At 42.8% G+C, this 16959-nt stretch carries 10 protein-coding genes; 8 read left to right on the top strand and 2 right to left on the bottom strand.

The features are described from left to right. Positions 1 to 80 precede the first annotated feature (80 nt). On the bottom strand, positions 81 to 1232 hold the full coding sequence (locus tag JZY04_RS08085; protein ID WP_005782037.1) for a thioredoxin-like domain-containing protein: 1152 nt from the start codon (positions 1230 to 1232) through the stop codon (positions 81 to 83). Between the two features lie 196 nt (positions 1233 to 1428). Between JZY04_RS08085 and pnp the strand changes: the two genes are divergently transcribed. The 8 genes from pnp to JZY04_RS08045 all read left to right on the top strand — a co-directional run bounded on the left by pnp (position 1429) and on the right by JZY04_RS08045 (position 15730). Continuing rightward, positions 1429 to 3555, top strand: coding sequence for a polyribonucleotide nucleotidyltransferase (gene pnp / locus JZY04_RS08080; RefSeq protein ID WP_005811578.1), 2127 nt, complete (start codon positions 1429 to 1431; stop codon positions 3553 to 3555). A 163-nt stretch (positions 3556 to 3718) separates the two neighbouring features. Beyond that, positions 3719 to 4279, top strand: a complete 561-nt coding sequence (locus tag JZY04_RS08075) for an RNA polymerase sigma-70 factor (protein WP_032530804.1) — start codon at positions 3719 to 3721, stop codon at positions 4277 to 4279. Positions 4280 to 4379: 100 nt separating this feature from the next. Next, positions 4380 to 5312: a FecR family protein gene (locus tag JZY04_RS08070; protein ID WP_122142233.1), complete on the top strand. Its 933-nt coding sequence runs from the start codon at positions 4380 to 4382 to the stop codon at positions 5310 to 5312. Positions 5313 to 5571: 259 nt separating this feature from the next. Continuing rightward, positions 5572 to 8892, top strand: a complete 3321-nt coding sequence (locus JZY04_RS08065; protein ID WP_122142234.1) for a TonB-dependent receptor — start codon at positions 5572 to 5574, stop codon at positions 8890 to 8892. Between the two features lie 12 nt (positions 8893 to 8904). Then, a complete protein-coding gene (locus JZY04_RS08060) occupies positions 8905 to 10521 on the top strand; it encodes a SusD/RagB family nutrient-binding outer membrane lipoprotein (protein ID WP_122142235.1) in 1617 nt (538 codons plus the stop codon). A 500-nt stretch (positions 10522 to 11021) separates the two neighbouring features. Further along, positions 11022 to 12641: a hypothetical protein gene (locus JZY04_RS08055; protein ID WP_122142236.1), complete on the top strand. Its 1620-nt coding sequence runs from the start codon at positions 11022 to 11024 to the stop codon at positions 12639 to 12641. 720 nt (positions 12642 to 13361) lie between these two features. Next, on the top strand, positions 13362 to 14939 hold the full coding sequence (locus JZY04_RS08050; RefSeq protein WP_122142238.1) for a fimbrillin family protein: 1578 nt from the start codon (positions 13362 to 13364) through the stop codon (positions 14937 to 14939). Positions 14940 to 14971: 32 nt separating this feature from the next. Further along, complete coding sequence (locus JZY04_RS08045; protein WP_122142346.1) at positions 14972 to 15730, top strand: DNA-binding domain-containing protein; 759 nt, start codon at positions 14972 to 14974, stop codon at positions 15728 to 15730. 110 nt (positions 15731 to 15840) lie between these two features. Here JZY04_RS08045 and buk read toward each other — a convergent pair whose 3' ends face one another. Beyond that, positions 15841 to 16956 carry a butyrate kinase gene (buk, locus tag JZY04_RS08040; protein WP_122142239.1) on the bottom strand — a complete coding sequence of 372 codons (1116 nt, stop codon included), beginning with the start codon at positions 16954 to 16956 and terminating at the stop codon, positions 15841 to 15843. Positions 16957 to 16959 lie beyond the last annotated feature (3 nt).

The raw sequence follows: 16959 nt of genomic DNA, 5'->3' as shown, positions 1-16959 counted from the left end.
TAACCTTTTAAACGATATGTGTCAAGCAAAAAGTAATGCTATGTAACATATTTAAACGAAATCTTCTAATTTATAACAACTTAAAGCATAGACTTGATAGTTCCTTCCAAGTCTTTTATCGTCTCTCCACGGGCTCTCAGTTCATTGTTACGATTGATCAGGAATAGAGCCGGTAGATTCTTTACGCCATATAAAGCTGCATTCGTTGAGTAAATTCCATTTTCATCGCGAACGCATACCCAAGGCAAATTATCGGCTGAAGTTTTCCAGAAATGTTCATCAGCATCCAATGAAACCTGATAAATTTCCAGCCCCTGACCCGCATACTTATTATACAAGTCACGCAGCATCAGGTTATGTGGAGCCGAAACTGCACTTTGGTAGACCGTAAAGTCAAGAAGAACGACTTTACCCTTCAAATCAGTGAGTTTACGGATATTACCTTTCATATCTCTCAAAGCAATATCAATCACACCTGTTTCAGCAATCTTTTCTTCCGGTATCTCGATTGTCTTTTGCTGGGGGGTACGAGTATTCTTCATACCTTTTATAACTATATTATAGAGATTCTTCGAACGTACCGCATGCGGATAAGTATTATTCAGACTTGTGGCTACAGCACCAAAACATTTAATATCGTCTTTATTGTTCAAAGGATCAAAAATCATATAATTGTTTAGCTTCTGGAACAAAGCAAAATAAGCAGAAGCTGTATTGGGAGCAGCAAAAATATAATTGATTTTCACATCATCCTTATAATTCTTCAACAATACAGCCAGGCTGTCTTCAAACACATCGTTACCTAATTGATTGGCTTGCGCAGCTTTTACCAACGCATCCACATTCTTCTGTAAACGGATCTGTTTTAGAGTCAGTTCTTTAATTTTCGCAGAATTGTCCGAGCCTTCTACTGTATAAGCAGTCGAAAAGTCTGTATAAGGCGCTTTGATGCTGACAGTTTCTGTAGAGTCAACCGAGAAATTAATCACTTTATCTTCCACCCGTAAACGATAAAACTCAGGAGATTCAGGGCGTAATTGTTTAAAACTGAATGAACCGTCTCCTTTCAATTTTACAGAATCCAAAGGCACAATTCCTTCAAGTCCGGAAGCTTCCAGATAAAGCATTTTTCCATCTGCTCCCGAAACATCTCCTTTCACATTAAATTTAGGGTCAGAATTACAAGAACTTAAAGCAAGAGCCACAAGAGCTACTAACGTTACTTTTTTCATAATATGCGTGTTATTTTTCAAGCTGCAAATATACTTCTTTTCAAGATTAGTCAAAGCATTTTGCCATGTTCTTCACTCCAAAATTGAAAAAAATCAAATTCCCACTAACTTTTTATCTCATTTTCACGAGATTAGTGCAATAAATGTATATCTTTGCGGGAATTTTGAAAGAAAGATATTAGATAAAACAATTTTTATGATTAACCCAATTGTTAAGACGATCGAGTTGGGAGATGGCAGAACCATCACACTCGAAACGGGAAAGCTGGCAAAACAGGCAGATGGCTCTGTGATGCTTCGCATGGGTAACACCATGTTGTTAGCTACTGTTTGTGCCGCTAAAGATGCAGTTCCCGGAACAGATTTCATGCCGCTTCAGGTAGAGTACAAAGAAAAATTTGCAGCATTCGGCCGCTTCCCCGGTGGCTTTACAAAAAGAGAAGGAAGAGCATCTGATTATGAGATTCTTACCTGCCGCTTAGTAGACCGTGCTCTCCGTCCTTTATTCCCCGATAATTTCCATGCAGAAGTTTACGTAAACATTATCCTTTTCTCAGCAGACGGTGTTGATATGCCCGACGCATTGGCCGGACTTGCTGCTTCAGCAGCACTTGCTGTTTCAGATATTCCTTTCAACGGACCTATTTCGGAAGTACGTGTTGCACGTATTGATGGTAAGTTCGTTATCAACCCGACTTTCGACCAGCTTGAAAAAGCTGATATGGACATCATGGTTGCCGCTACTTATGAAAACATCATGATGGTAGAAGGTGAAATGAGCGAAGTATCGGAAGCCGAATTGCTGGAAGCAATGAAAGTGGCTCACGAAGCTATCAAAGTACATTGCAAAGCACAGATGGAACTGACTGAAATGGTTGGTAAAACCGTAAAACGTGAATATTGTCACGAAGAAAACGACGAAGAACTCCGCAAAGCCGTTCACGATGCCTGCTACGATAAATCGTATGCCATCGCAGCTTCCGGAAACAGAAACAAACATGAACGTCAGGATGCTTTCGACGCTATCCGTGACGAATTCAAAGCTCAGTTCTCCGAAGAAGAGTTGGAAGAAAAAGGTGCACTGATTGATCGTTATTATCATGACGTAGAAAAAGAGGCCATGCGTCGTTGTATCCTTGATGAAGGAAAACGTTTGGATGGACGTAAGACTACTGAAATTCGCCCTATCTGGTGTGAAGTCGGCTACCTACCCGGGCCTCACGGATCAGCCATCTTTACCCGTGGTGAGACTCAGTCATTGACTTCAGTTACTTTGGGTACCAAACTGGATGAAAAAATCATTGACGACGTTTTGGCTCACGGAAAAGAACGCTTCTTATTGCACTATAACTTCCCTCCTTTCTCAACAGGTGAAGCAAAAGCTCAACGTGGCGTAGGCCGTCGTGAAATCGGGCACGGTAATCTGGCACACAGAGCACTGAAGAGAATGATTCCGGAAGATTACCCATATGTAGTACGTGTTGTTTCAGATATCCTTGAATCAAACGGTTCTTCATCCATGGCTACTGTATGCGCCGGAACTCTGGCCCTGATGGATGCCGGTGTGAAGATTAAGAAACCGGTATCGGGCATCGCTATGGGATTGATTAAGAACGCTGGCGAAGAAAAATATGCAGTATTGTCTGACATCCTCGGTGATGAAGACCACTTGGGTGATATGGACTTCAAAGTAACAGGTACCAAAGACGGTATTACAGCTACCCAGATGGACATTAAAGTAGACGGTCTGTCTTATGAAATTCTGGAACGTGCTTTGAACCAGGCAAAAGAAGGACGTATGCATATTCTTGGTAAAATCCAGGAGACAATTGCCGAACCACGTACCGAACTGAAAGATCATGCTCCCCGTATCGAAACAATGACTATTCCTAAAGAATTTATCGGTGCTGTAATCGGCCCGGGTGGAAAAATCATTCAAGGTATGCAGGAAGAAACAGGTGCTACAATCACTATCGAGGAGATCGACAACGTGGGCCGCATCGAGATTTCCGGAACCAACAAGAAATCAATCGATGATGCAATCCGCCTGATCAAAGGTATTGTTGCCGTTCCCGAAATAGGTGAAGTATACAAAGGTAAGGTACGCTCAATCATGCCTTATGGTGCATTCGTTGAATTCCTTCCGGGAAAAGACGGTCTACTCCATATCTCAGAAATTGACTGGAAACGCCTTGAAACTGTAGAAGAAGCCGGCATCAAAGAAGGTGACGAGATCGAAGTGAAATTGATCGACATTGACCCGAAGACAGGTAAGTTCAAACTTTCAAGAAAAGTTTTGTTACCCCGTCCGGAAAAAAAATAAATAATTCCTGTCCTTACTGACAGATTGATAACCTGGCTATTATTTATAGCCAGGTTATTTTTTTACCGGCAATCAGCATAAAAGTCATTCTTTTATTTTGATATTCCAAAAAGTTTATGTTGCTTTGTCATAACAAAATCCAACGAACCTTTAAAATCTATTCATGTCAAGCAACAACAGTCTTCATACCATGGACCTATTCAGTCGGTTCTTCCAAGAAAACCAGGAGAGGTTTCTGTCGTTTGCTTACTCATATACCCGAAATAAAGCCGCAGCTGAAGACATCTTGATGGAAGCAATGATCAGCCTGTGGGAAAACCGTGAAAAATGGGAAAAAGATTCTAATCTCCACGCATTATTGCTCACTATCATCAAGAATAAATCTCTTAACTACCTTGAGCACGAACAGGTACGTATGCGGGCCGAAGAAGCCATCAACACACACAAACAGCGGGAACTCGACCTCCGCATTGCTACTTTGGAAGCTTGTGAACCCGAATCGATCTTCAACACCGAAATACAACGCATTGTATATAAAACACTTGAACAGCTACCGGAACAAAGCCGTCACATCTTTATATTAAGCCGCTATCACAATGCTCCCAATAAAAAGATAGCCGAACAACTCGGCATTTCCATCAAGAGTGTAGAGTTCCATATCACTAAAGCGCTGAAATTATTGCGGCTTGAACTCAAAGATTATCTTATTTCCCTACTTTTCTAAAAAAAACTTCATTTTCCTTTAGGGTTGTCCGGGAGTATCCTGTTATATATACAGAAAGAGGAAATAAGGCCTCCGACAATATATAAACTAAAAACATTTTATGGAACAGGAACTACTATACAAGTATTTTAAAGGAACTGCCTCCGAAAAAGAAGAAAAACTAATTCTGGACTGGGTGGATGCCTCTCCCGAAAACCGGAAAGCATTTCAAAAAGAACGGATGCTATATGACATCGCTCTGTTCACGGATGAAAAACAAATAAACCGGAGAGACAAAAAAAACCGGATTCTCCCGATGTTGAAGTGGAGTGCACGTGTTGCTGCCGTACTCATCGTAGCTGTCAGTTGTGGGTTGTTGTTTAAGAATTACCAATATGAAAAATCAGCCTACCGGCAAACCATAACTGTTCCTGCAGGACAACGTGCACAGATCACACTGGCAGATGGAACAAAAGTATGGTTGAACTCAAAGTCTACTTTGACTTATGCATCCAACTTCGGACGCCAAGAAAGAAACGTAGAGCTGGACGGAGAAGCTTATTTTGAAGTAGCCAAAAACAAAAAGATACCATTTTTTGTCAACACGGAAATAAACCGGGTGAAAGTGGTCGGAACCCATTTCAACGTTTGTGCCTACAAAGGCAGTAACGAATTTGAAACGACCTTGATTGAAGGTATTGTCGACATCTATCCGGTAGGAAGTGATCAAGTGATCACCCGACTGACCAAAGACGAGTTCTTCGGATCATACAACGGAAAGTACAAGAAGACTACTTTACCTTCGTACGATTATCTGAGATGGAAAGAAGGATTATACTGTTTTGATGATGCGCCGCTTAACAGCCTGCTCAACAAACTGGAAAAATATTATAATGTGAACATAAGCGTAAGAAATCTGAAAATACTGAACTACCGTTGTACAGGTAAGTTTAAAGAGCAGGATGGCATAGAGCATATTCTGAAAGTCATTCAGAAGGATCATAAGTTCACATACCACATCAATGAAGAAAAAGACAGTATCATCATTGAATAGAAATAAGGAAAGAGCTCAATATAGACCTTAAATTAGTACGAACCATTAAAAACCAGATACGCATGAAAAAGTAGAAAAGAAAGTCCATTATTCTCAAAAAAGAAAATCGGAAAGTACCCCCATACTTTCCGATTCGAAACAGTCAAAAATCGACCTTAATCAATTTATTAACTTAACACGTTACAAAGATATGAGAAAAATTTCTTTGCCAAGGCATTTATGCCCAAAAAATTTTGTTTCAAAACAAATATTGTTAACCATGAAGATCACATTATTCCTTCTCTTTTTCGTAGCATTCCAAGCTTACAGTGAGAATGGATACTCTCAAAATGCTAAAATAAGCATACCACGTTCAAGTCTGAAAGTAAGCGAATTACTATCAAAGATTGAATCTCAGACGGAATATCTGTTTGTCTATAACAAAAAGAATGTAGATACCAGACGTACAGTAAACGTACAGGCTGACAACAAAGCCGTATCCGAAGTTCTCGACGAGGCATTTAAAGGTACCAACATTAAATATGTAATGGAAGGGCACAACATTGTTCTGACCAAAAACAACGATAACGCCTCAACAGCCCAACAGGACAGAGTAACCGTAAAAGGAGTAGTTACTGACCAGAATGGCGATCCCATCATCGGTGCCAATGTATTGGAGAAAGGTACTACAAACGGTTGCATCACCAATATGGAAGGCAACTTCAGCCTTAATGTACCCAGCAACTCTATTCTTACGATTACCTATATCGGTTATCATCCACAAAACATACAGGTAAACGGACAACAAAATCTCAACATAAAGATGCAGGAAGAAGCCATGGCACTGGAACAGGTAGTCGTAACCGCCATGGGTATCAAGAAAAAAGAAGCCTCCTTGACCTACTCAACCCAACAAGTAGGTGGCGACGAACTGACCCGCGCCAAAGATCCGAATATGATTAATGCTCTTGCCGGTAAAACAGCAGGTGTACAAATCACCAAGAGTTCATCCGGACTGGGCGGCTCAGCCAAAGTGTCTATTCGTGGCAGCCGTTCTATCAGCGGAAACAACCAACCCCTTTATGTGATTGACGGTGTACCGATGCTGAATAGCAGCAACGAACAGGCTTCCACAGCCATCGGTGGTACTGCCGATGCAGGTAACCGTGATGGCGGTGACGGTATCTCCAACCTGAACCCGGATGATATCGAAAGCATGAGTATCCTGAAAGGAGCTTCCGCAGCAGCCCTCTACGGCTCACAAGCTGCCAATGGTGTCATCCTGATTACTACCAAGAAGGGTAAAGCCGGTATCCAGAAAATTACATTCTCTTCTAACTTGACTGTAGACCATGCCATCTGCCTGCCCGAATTCCAAAACAGTTATGCCATGGATCCCGAAGCCAAAAACGGTTGGGGGAAAAAGGCAACTCTAAAAGATTATGACAATGCAGATAATTTCTTCCAGAATGGTGTAACAGCCATCAATTCCGTATCCTTTATGAACGGCAGTGAAAAGATGCAAACTTACTTCTCTTATGCTAATACCACTGCCAAAGGTATAGTCGAGAAAAACAAAATGCAGAAGCACAATCTAAATTTCCGCGAAACAGCCAATTTCTTTAACGACTACCTAAAGCTGGACGCCAATGTCAACCTGATGACACAAACAATCAAAAATCGTCCGACTTCCGGTGGCTATTATATGAATCCGCTGGTGGGGCTCTACGGTTTCCCGAGAGGTGAAAACTTATCCGAATATAAAAACAACTTCGAAGTGTTTGACCCGGCACGTAATATGAATGTACAGAACTGGTATACTTCTTATCAGGATATGGAACAGAATCCTTACTGGATCACCAACCGCATCAACAGCAACGATAAACGTACACGCGCCATCGCTTCACTGACCGCCAACGTGAAAATCACTGACTGGCTGAATATCCAGGCTCGTGGTACTGCCGATTACACACACGATCAGTATCAACAACGTATGTACGCTTCTACTGCTCCTGCCCTATCAGGACAAAACGGACGTTATATTGACTTGAACCATACTGAAACATTGTATTACGGTGATGTCATGGCTATGATAAACAAAAAATGGAATGACTTCTCATTGAATGGCGCGATCGGCGGCAGCATTAACAGTACGAATGTCAATTCTTTGAGACTGGACTCCAAAACAGCTTCACTGTACTACCCCAACGTCTTCACCGTAGCCAATATCAAAATGACACAGGCTGCTTATATCGACGAACAAATCAATCAAAAAAGAGTATTACAGTCTCTGTTCGGCACTGCCCAGTTAGGTTGGAAAGAAAGCCTGTATCTGGATGTCACCGCACGCAACGACTGGTCGTCTACATTGGCCTATACCAAACATAGCAGTTTCTTCTACCCCTCGGTAGGTCTGTCATGGGTGCTGAACAATACAGTGCAACTCCCCGAATGGATTTCTTTCGGAAAGATCAGAGGTTCATGGTCCAAAGTTGGTAACGATCTCCCGTTGTTCATCAGCAACACGATTCCGGGCAGTAATGATATCATCGGTGCAGGTGGTGCCATCGTTACTTACTCTAAAGCTCCTTTCAATGATCTGAAACCCGAGATGAGTACTTCCTATGAAATCGGTACCGAATGGAAATTCTTCAACTATCGACTGGATTTAGACTTCACCTATTATCGTACCAACACCAAGAATCAGTTATTTACATTGCCTTCATCGGCAGGTGCCGAGTATAAATACTACATGGTAAATGCCGGTAACATTCAGAACGAAGGTATAGAAATCACTTTAGGAGCTACTCCGGTAATGAATGACGCTTTCCGTTGGAAGACTCAATTTAACTTCTCTACCAACAAAAACAAGATTATCAAGCTTCATCCGGATCTGAAAACATTTGTTTATGGTGACGAAAGTTTCTCTTCCTCCTACTCCATGCGCCTGGTAGAAGGTGGTTCATTCGGTGATATTTATGGCAAGGCATTCGAGCGTGACAAGAATGGCAAAGTGGTGTTCACTACAGACGCAGACGGTGACAAGATTCCAAACGTTATCGGTGGCGGCAATACAGAAAAAGTAGGAAACTGTAATCCGGACTTTATGTTGGGATGGAGCAATACTTTCACTTACAAAGGTTTCTCACTCTACTTCCTGATTGACGGACGTTTCGGTGGCGATGTACTTTCACAGACTCAGGCCGAACTTGACCAAAGAGGTGTCAGCCTGAACAGTGGAAAAGCCCGTGATGCAGGTTATGTCAATGTCGGTGGAACTCAAGTGAAACCGCAAAAGTTTTATACCGCAGTCAGCGGACGTGACGGATGTACGGAATACTATATGTACGATGCTACCAACATCCGCCTCCGCGAACTTTCATTAGGCTACTCACTTCCTCAAAGCTGGTTGGCCAAAGCCGGCGGTGCTTTCAAAGATGTCCAGTTGTCATTCGTAGCACGCAACCTGTTCTTCATCTCCAAGAAAGCTCCGTTCGACCCGGATGCTGTTCTTTCAACAGGTAACGATAATCAGGGTATTGACGTCTTCGGCATGCCGACTACCCGCAGCTTAGGTTTCAATATTAAGTTCACATTCTAAAAGAGATTCATCATGAAAAACAATATCAAATATATAGCAAGTATACTCTTAGGAGGACTAATCGGATTTTCAGCCTGTACCGATTCTTTCGAATCATTCAATACCAACGAAGCGGGATTCGATAATGATAGCAAGAAACAGGATTTCAACTATTATGGTATTCCACTGGGCATTATCCAGCAAGGAATCTACTTCAATTACGATTGGGGAAGCGGTAAGAACTGGCCTTTCCAGACCATGCAAAATCTGGGAGCGGATTTATTCTCGGGATACGTGCATGACTTCAAACCCTTCAACGAGGGGAAGAACAACAGCACTTATTATATGATGGACGGATGGAACGGTTCCACATGGGATAACACCTACGGATACATCATGCCGGAAGTCCAGAAATCTGAGACAATCAACGAAAAAGACAATATAGGATTCTATGGCATCACCAAGATATTGAAGGTGGAGCTAATGCACCGTTTGTCCGACTTGTATGGTCCGATCGTTTACACCCAGTTCGGATCGAAAACAGGTTCTACTCCCGATACACAACCGGAAGCCTACAAAGCTTTCTTCAACGATCTGGACGAAGGTATCGCAAAGATACGTGAATATCAAAAAGCCAATCCAGAGATAGAGAGCTTTGCTAAGTTCGATATCCTGATGCCCCAGGGGAAACGCACTTTCAGCGAGTGGATCCGGTTCGCGAACTCTCTCCGTTTGCGCCTGGCTGTCCGCATCGCCATGGCGGACTCTAAACTCGCTGTTGCAGAGGCGCAGAAATCCCTTACAGACAAAGAAGGATTGCTGGAAGGAAATGATGAGGTGATAGCCGTATCGACAGCGTCGGGCTATACCAACCCTTTCGGAGAAATCAATATTGGATGGGGCGAGGTGTTTATGAACGCCAATATGGAGTCCTTGTTAGTAGGCTATGAAGATCCCCGTCTGGAAAAATACTTTAATAAAGCAACCGGCTCCGACGCAACAAGTATTATTAACTACAAGGGTACTTACAAAGGTATCCGCCAGGGAACGGGTTTCAATCACCAGAACTACAACGGACATTCCAAAAGCACTATCACCCAGCAAACTGACGCCATACTAATGACTCCTGCCGAAATATGGTTCCTGCGTGCCGAAGCAGCTTTGAGGGGATGGAGTAGTGAGTCCGTCAAGGATTGTTATGAAAAAGGTGTAAAAGCATCATTTGCCCAATGGGGTGTTGCAGGAGCAGAAGCTTACCTGGAAAGCGAGAAGAAACCTGCAGACTACATAGATGCTTTCAAAGCGGAGAATAATGTGAAGGCTGTCAATACGCTGACCCCAAAATGGGACGATGCTGCCAGCAATGAAGATAAACTGGGACGTATCATTACACAAAAATGGCTGGCCATATATCCGGAAGGAGGAGAAGCTTGGGCAGAACAACGGCGTACAGGTTATCCGAAATTATTCCCTGTTTTGGTCAATCAGAGTGAAGGTACAGTAGACACCGGCATCGGACCACGCCGACTGAACTTCTTCGTGGGTATCAAAACAACCAATCCAGAACAATATACTCAACTGGTAAATGCGTTGGGTGGAACCGATAATTGCGGCACTCGCCTGTGGTGGGACACCGGAAGAAATTTCTGACACACAAAGGTATATATTTTAATTAGTGGTGTTTTCTTCGTATTAGTTACGGGGAAAAAGATTGGAAGGGGCAAAGTCGGGGGGCTTTGTCCCCTTTTCTATTAAAAATAAAATCAATAGAAAAAATCCCCAAAAACCTAAACAATAAGTCTATAATAGATTAATAACAAACATATTACCCATCATAGAGTGTTTCAAAATACGTTCGTTTTATGGAACACGATTTTTACCTCCTACACAAAATGCAAGGGAGAGAGATAAAAGATTGATAATTAAAACAATGTGGAAATATTTGCACAGATGAAAAACACACCTTATCTTTGTTCCATAAAACGAACGTTTTTTGAAACACCATTGTGTATTCAAGACCGTTATATCTGATTGTAATACACAAACTTACGCATAATAAAAGTGGTATCAAACAGCCTTTACCGACTTATACAACACGTATAAGCCGGGTGAGAGATTTTTGATCTGATTATTCACTAAACAAATTTAGAATGAACAAACTTTTTATTATGCGAACACACCTCTTATGGATAGCAGTAATGACAGCATCCAGCCTCTGGGTCAGTGGATGCACCCAAGAAGAAAAGTATCCATTTCTTCAGGAAAAAGATAAGGATTCCGATATTGTAATACCTATTAACATCAGTATGGCTGAAAATGGTGAGTACAATTCTTACGCTCCGGAAGATACCATGCCCCCTCGTTATAATGCACCTCTGATTGCCGAATGGACAGGGGTAAAAACTTTAAGCCGTACCCGTACAAAAGAATCTCCAGAATATAGTGGTCCCAGAATCGCATCCATGGAACTGACGAAAGATACCCTTTCCACCCTAACTACCCGTGCAAACACTCTAACTACAGGTGTTTACTTTCGTCTGATCGTTTTCCGAAAATCAGGGAGCAACTACGTATTCCAATCAGCCGCAGACTATACCTCAAATGGTACTTCCTCGCCTGTACTGAAACAGGGGAAACTACTCACACGGTCAGGAACGATTCGGGTAATCGGCTACTCCTTCAATACAACTGCGGCATTGGGAAATATCCCTGCATCATATACCTATAATAGCACCAAAATAGATATTTCAAACATGAATAATGACTTTATGACTTATGATTCAGGAGACATAGCCAATGTGAACAGTCTTAATTACAATCTTCCGGTAACATTCAAACAGAAACTGTGCAAACTAACAATAAGCATTAGTGTAACAGGCTTCACAAGTAATACCATCAGCGGATGTACAGGAGTATACGTAAAGCAGGGAGGCAATTCAACCTCGTGGGTGATTGGAAGTTCGGCAGTGGCTGCTAATACCAACAACACAGCTTCATTCAACCCAAACACCAACCTGACTACCACTATACGAATGGTTCCCTTCGCAAGTGCCAGGACAATAACAGTACACTTCGACAAACTGACAGTAGGAAATATAATTGCTAATAATGCGGATAATATAGACATTACCTCAAACCAAAGTGTCCAATTGAAAGAGGGTATGAGCTATACAATGAAAATACAGTTTAAGAGAAGCCCCGGAATAAACGTTCCGGCAGGTAGCATCAATCTGAGCAATCCGAAAAAAGCATGTACCAATGATGATAAGCAAAAGTTATCAAAATTGGTATTTGCTGACGGCAATTTAAAAAGTACCGGTGCAAGCAACAGTTATGTATGGGCAACCAACAAAGAATTTGGCTACTATTATCAATGGAAAAAAGACTATAATGGAAACAACATCGATCCTTGTGCCAGACTAAATCCCACAACTTATGGTAGTGGTTGGCGGCTACCTACACGCAATGAATTAGAAAGATTGGGAAGATGCAATAATGTAAAAAAGGTCTCTAATGGAGTGAATGGTGTGTGGTTCCTAAATGCCACAACTGGTATTTTTTTACCGTTAGGTGGCTGGCGTAATAATAACTCGGGAACAACGGCAGAAGAATGGCCTGGAACGTATGGTCAATATTTTACAGATGAATCAATTAATACTAATGATTGTTATAGATTGGATATATCTCCCGGAGAAGGTAAAACCGATGTCAATAGCACACAAAAGAAAATGGCATACCAAACTCGTTGTGTCAAAGGACCTAAACTATAATATTTCCCCTTAAATATAAAGAAGAGTAAAAAAAACAAAGACAGAAACAGTGCTGATAATCCACTATCTAATTTTTTCGGAGATATTCCGTAAATCACAAAACACAAGGCAACTAATTCATTTCGAATCAGTTGCCTTATTTATATTTTAATCATTCCTCCCAAAAATTCAGAACGCCTCAATCGAAGGAAAAGTCTAAAACAAATCCCCTACTATTAGATAGTCAGCACAATTCGTCAGGAATATATTATGAACTAACTTTGAAAATATTGCCATACCTTGATCACACCAAGTATTTCGATATTAGCAACCATACATACTCTGATAGCAACCGTCCAAAAAGCAAGTATAAAACTCAAACAAAAGAAAAGATCACTTCTCTAATAATAAATATCCTATGTTATAAGAATCATGTTTCAAAGGACGTACGTCTGATGCAACAAAGATAAGACGCTTTTTTCATCTGTGCAAATCTTTTTGCATTGATTTAATTATCAGAAGTTTATATATTCCCCTAACATCCAGTGTGGAGGGTAAAAATAGTGTTTCAAAAAACGTACGTCTTTTGAAACACAAGAGCCGTTCTATCTGTCTAATTTACACAAACTTACCGCAAAATAAAAGCTGTATTCACAGCCTGCTATAGCCAGTCTGTCCATTTTTTAATGGGAAGGCCTTGCTGAGCATGATCTATTTTATTCATTTTTAAACATTTGAGTTATGAATACGAAGACAAAACTTCTGTATGTAGGCTTTCGTACGTTAAGCACATGCTGTCTGTACGCAGCTTTTTTAATGATAACATCGTGTGACGACAATGTTATGAATCCCAACGGCCCCGAACCGGACGGAGGGGACATGATCTCTGTTACGGTCAGCCGGGTTGAGGATGGCAGCTATATGGAAAGCCATATTGATACTCCCGATACGACGGGGGGAAGAACGCTTGTGGACGAATGGGTACCGGTTAAGGAATCACCCGCCAGCAGGACCATACCCACTGCCGTACCTTACGATGGCCCTTCAGTGGTACGGATGACACTCCGCGAAGAGCCACAAGTCACAACCCGTGCCGCTACATTGGGCAATGGCATTTATTTCCGGTTGATCGCTTTCCGTAAGGTGGGCAGCAATTACGTGTTCCAGTCGGCAGCGGATTTTACGACGAACGGGACTTCCGCTCCCACTCTCAGGCAAGGTAACCTGCTCACCAGAGCGGGAACTGTCCGTGTGATCGGATACTCGTTCAATAGTACGGCAGCGATGGGAACGATCCCTTCATCCTATGCTTATAACAGTACTTCCGTCACTATCCCGAATATGAGCAATGACTTTATGGTGTATGACTCGGGAGACATAGCGAATGTGGGCACAATCAGCCGCAATCTGTCAGTTAGTTTCACGCAAAAACTCTGCAAACTGACGGTTAAGCTCTCCTTGTCGCAGTTTGGAAGTAATACGTTTACCAACTGTACGGGCGTATATGTTTCTCAGGGCGGCAATGCGTCCGCCTGGACGATAGGTCCCTCTACAAATAATGTAAGTGCCAATACCGGAAATACGCCTACATTCAGTATAGCCAATAGTTCGACTGCTACTGTACGGTTAGTACCCTTTTCGGGTGCCCGGGCGATCACGGTACATATCGGTACGTTGAAACTTTGCAATTACTTCAATGTAAATAATCGGAATATGACCTCCAGCCAGAATGTCCAGTTACAAGCGGGACGAAGTTATACCATTACACTGAAGTTTGAATTGGGGATACAACTGGCAGCAAGCGACATTACCCTGACACAAAACGGATGTACAGCGAGTGATAAGACTAACTTGGCGAAATTGAGATGGGCCACAGGAAATTTAAAAAGTATGGGAAATGCCAACTACGTATGGGCACCTTCACAAACAGAAACCGGGTATTATTACGCCTTCAATAAACTTTATGATGGAAGTAATGGAGATCCGTGTTCTAAATTAAATACTGCATACTATGGCACAGGATGGCGTACTCCATCAAGAGATGAATGCTTGTCGCTATCAAGATGTACAAATAAGACAAAAGTTAATAATGGAATATGGTTTATGAATAATTCCAAAGGTTTGTTTTTACTCTTGGCAGGTGCGCGTACTTGGAGTGGGGGAAGCGGCACTGCCGCTACAGAAAGTGGATACGCACGTTATTGGACCAGTACTAACAATAGTGGTAGTATTGCATATTCATTTAATTTTGAGAATAATAAAGCGGAAGTTAATTCAAGTACTAAAGGAGATGGATTTAGTGTCCGCTGTGTAAAATAATAGATTTATAAATTATTAAAATCGTAATGATCATGAAAACCGAACTCAAAGGCTGGCTTGCGGACAATACCGTGACCACCGACAACAAAGAAGACAAAATCCTGGTATTGGAAAGCGCCGGAAACCTGACGCTATCCGATGTACTGGATGAAATGAAAAAAGAAGATACCGGCTTGCGGGCAGAGACTTTAAAGCATGCCGTCGATCTCTTTCAGCGCACAGTATCAGAATTGGTACTGAACGGATACTCTGTCAATACGGGGCTTTTTCGTGCAGTCCCACAGTTTCGCGGCGTGATAGACGGTGGAATATGGAATCCCGAGAAAAATTCTATCTATGTTTCCTTCAACCAGGATAAGGATTTACGTGAAGCTATCGCACGGACCAGCGTGAAAATTCTGGGAGCCAAAGGTGACTCGGCCTACTTCATCGGCGGTGAAGACGCTGCCACCCGTGCTACGGACGGTAGTGCAACTGCCGGACGTAACTATCGCCTACAGGGCAAGAACATCAAAGTAGCAGGTACAGATCCTGCTGTAGGTATCGTCTTGATTGATGAAAAAGGCACAGAGACGAAGCTACCGATGGATATGATAGCAGTAAACAACCCTTCGGAAGTACTGGTACTCCTACCGGCAGACCTGACAGACGGAATATACGAACTGCGACTGACCACGCAATATACCAGTGGCAACCGGCAACTGAAGATACCACATGTCATCAGCCGAACCATCGTAATAGACAATACAACCGAGGGCGACGGAGATATTGTGGACGACCCGACAGCATAAATCATACCGCATCGCTTCCCTTATGCAGGACTGCATTGATATCTTGTGCAGCTCTGCACAAGGTGCCGGTGCACCCCTGCACAATGCGGCAATGCAACCAAGCTCTAAAATCACTGATAAACCTGTACCGGAAGTTCTCCCCTTAAAGCACCCAAAGCATTCAATGCCAAAGCCTCCATCTCATCTTCTCCCGGATACACGAAGACGGGAGCAAGGAAAGAAATACGTTCCCTTAAACGGGAAATTACGTAATCAGAATAGGCAATGCCTCCGGTCAGCAGGATGGCGTCTACCTTTCCATACAAAACAGTAGAGGCAGCACCGATACTTTTAGCCACATTGTAGATCATGGCATCGAGCACCAACCGGGCATGATCATCACCTGCCTCAATGGACTGAATAACGGCAGGAATATCAGTAGTTCCCAAATGGGCGGTAAGCCCGGCACGGCCCGAAATTCGTTTCTTCAATTCATCTTTGGTGAATTTCCCGCTGAAACAGAGGTCTATCAGTTGTCCGGCGGGAAGAGTTCCGGCTCTTTCGGGTGAGAAAGGACCTTCTCCATCCAATGCATTATTGGCATCGACTGCACGCCCATGACGATGGACCGCAACGGAAATGCCTCCTCCCAAATGGCAGACAATCAAATCAAGATCTTCATAACGAGTGCCATGTTCGGCAGCATAACGACGGGCAATAGCTTTCTGATTCAGTGCATGCCAGATAGTGATACGCGGCATCAAGGGCGAACCGGTAATGCGGGCAACCTCTTCCAGTTCGTCCACCACACCCGGATCTGCAATAAACGCCCGGCACCCGGGTAAAGCTGCGGCCAATTCATCGGCTATCAAACCTCCCAGATTGCAGGCATGCGTACGCATGGCATGGAGGGTATCCCGCTTCATAGCTTCGTTAACCTCATAAACTCCACCGGGAATAGGCTTCACCAAACCTCCGCGTCCAATGACAGCATCGAACCGGAAAGGAATATCATTTGCCTCCAACTCCCGGAGGACAAGTGATTTACGAAACTCAAACTGGTCGATCACCTGGGGGAAGGCAGACAACTCTTCTACTGTATGGCGGATGTTGCGTACCAACAAAGGAGTTTCGTCTTCATAAACGGCAATCTTTGTTGAAGTGGAACCGGGATTGATAACAAGGACCCTTTCACTCCGTCCATTCCTTGCAGAAGGGGAAGTGGGGATTGCATTCAGTTTATCCATATT

Origin of the sequence: Bacteroides sp. 11BF (assembly GCF_019633765.1) — a bacterium.
Taxonomy (GTDB): Bacteria; Bacteroidota; Bacteroidia; order Bacteroidales; family Bacteroidaceae; genus Bacteroides; species Bacteroides hominis.
Note: the sequence above shows the minus strand (reverse complement) of the source record. Positions and strands in the feature narration are given on the sequence as shown.

Excerpts from the sequence above, each read along its gene's own strand:
- JZY04_RS08055 (WP_122142236.1), top strand. The coding sequence starts at position 11,022 with ATGAACAAACTTTTTATTATGCGAACACACCTCTTATGGATAGCAGTA.
- JZY04_RS08085 (WP_005782037.1), bottom strand. The coding sequence starts at position 1,232 with ATGAAAAAAGTAACGTTAGTAGCTCTTGTGGCTCTTGCTTTAAGTTCT.
- JZY04_RS08070 (WP_122142233.1), top strand. The coding sequence starts at position 4,380 with ATGGAACAGGAACTACTATACAAGTATTTTAAAGGAACTGCCTCCGAA.
- buk (WP_122142239.1), bottom strand. The coding sequence starts at position 16,956 with ATGGATAAACTGAATGCAATCCCCACTTCCCCTTCTGCAAGGAATGGA.
- JZY04_RS08045 (WP_122142346.1), top strand. The coding sequence starts at position 14,972 with ATGAAAACCGAACTCAAAGGCTGGCTTGCGGACAATACCGTGACCACC.
- JZY04_RS08060 (WP_122142235.1), top strand. The coding sequence starts at position 8,905 with ATGAAAAACAATATCAAATATATAGCAAGTATACTCTTAGGAGGACTA.
- JZY04_RS08075 (WP_032530804.1), top strand. The coding sequence starts at position 3,719 with ATGTCAAGCAACAACAGTCTTCATACCATGGACCTATTCAGTCGGTTC.
- JZY04_RS08050 (WP_122142238.1), top strand. The coding sequence starts at position 13,362 with ATGAATACGAAGACAAAACTTCTGTATGTAGGCTTTCGTACGTTAAGC.
- JZY04_RS08065 (WP_122142234.1), top strand. The coding sequence starts at position 5,572 with ATGAAGATCACATTATTCCTTCTCTTTTTCGTAGCATTCCAAGCTTAC.
- pnp (WP_005811578.1), top strand. The coding sequence starts at position 1,429 with ATGATTAACCCAATTGTTAAGACGATCGAGTTGGGAGATGGCAGAACC.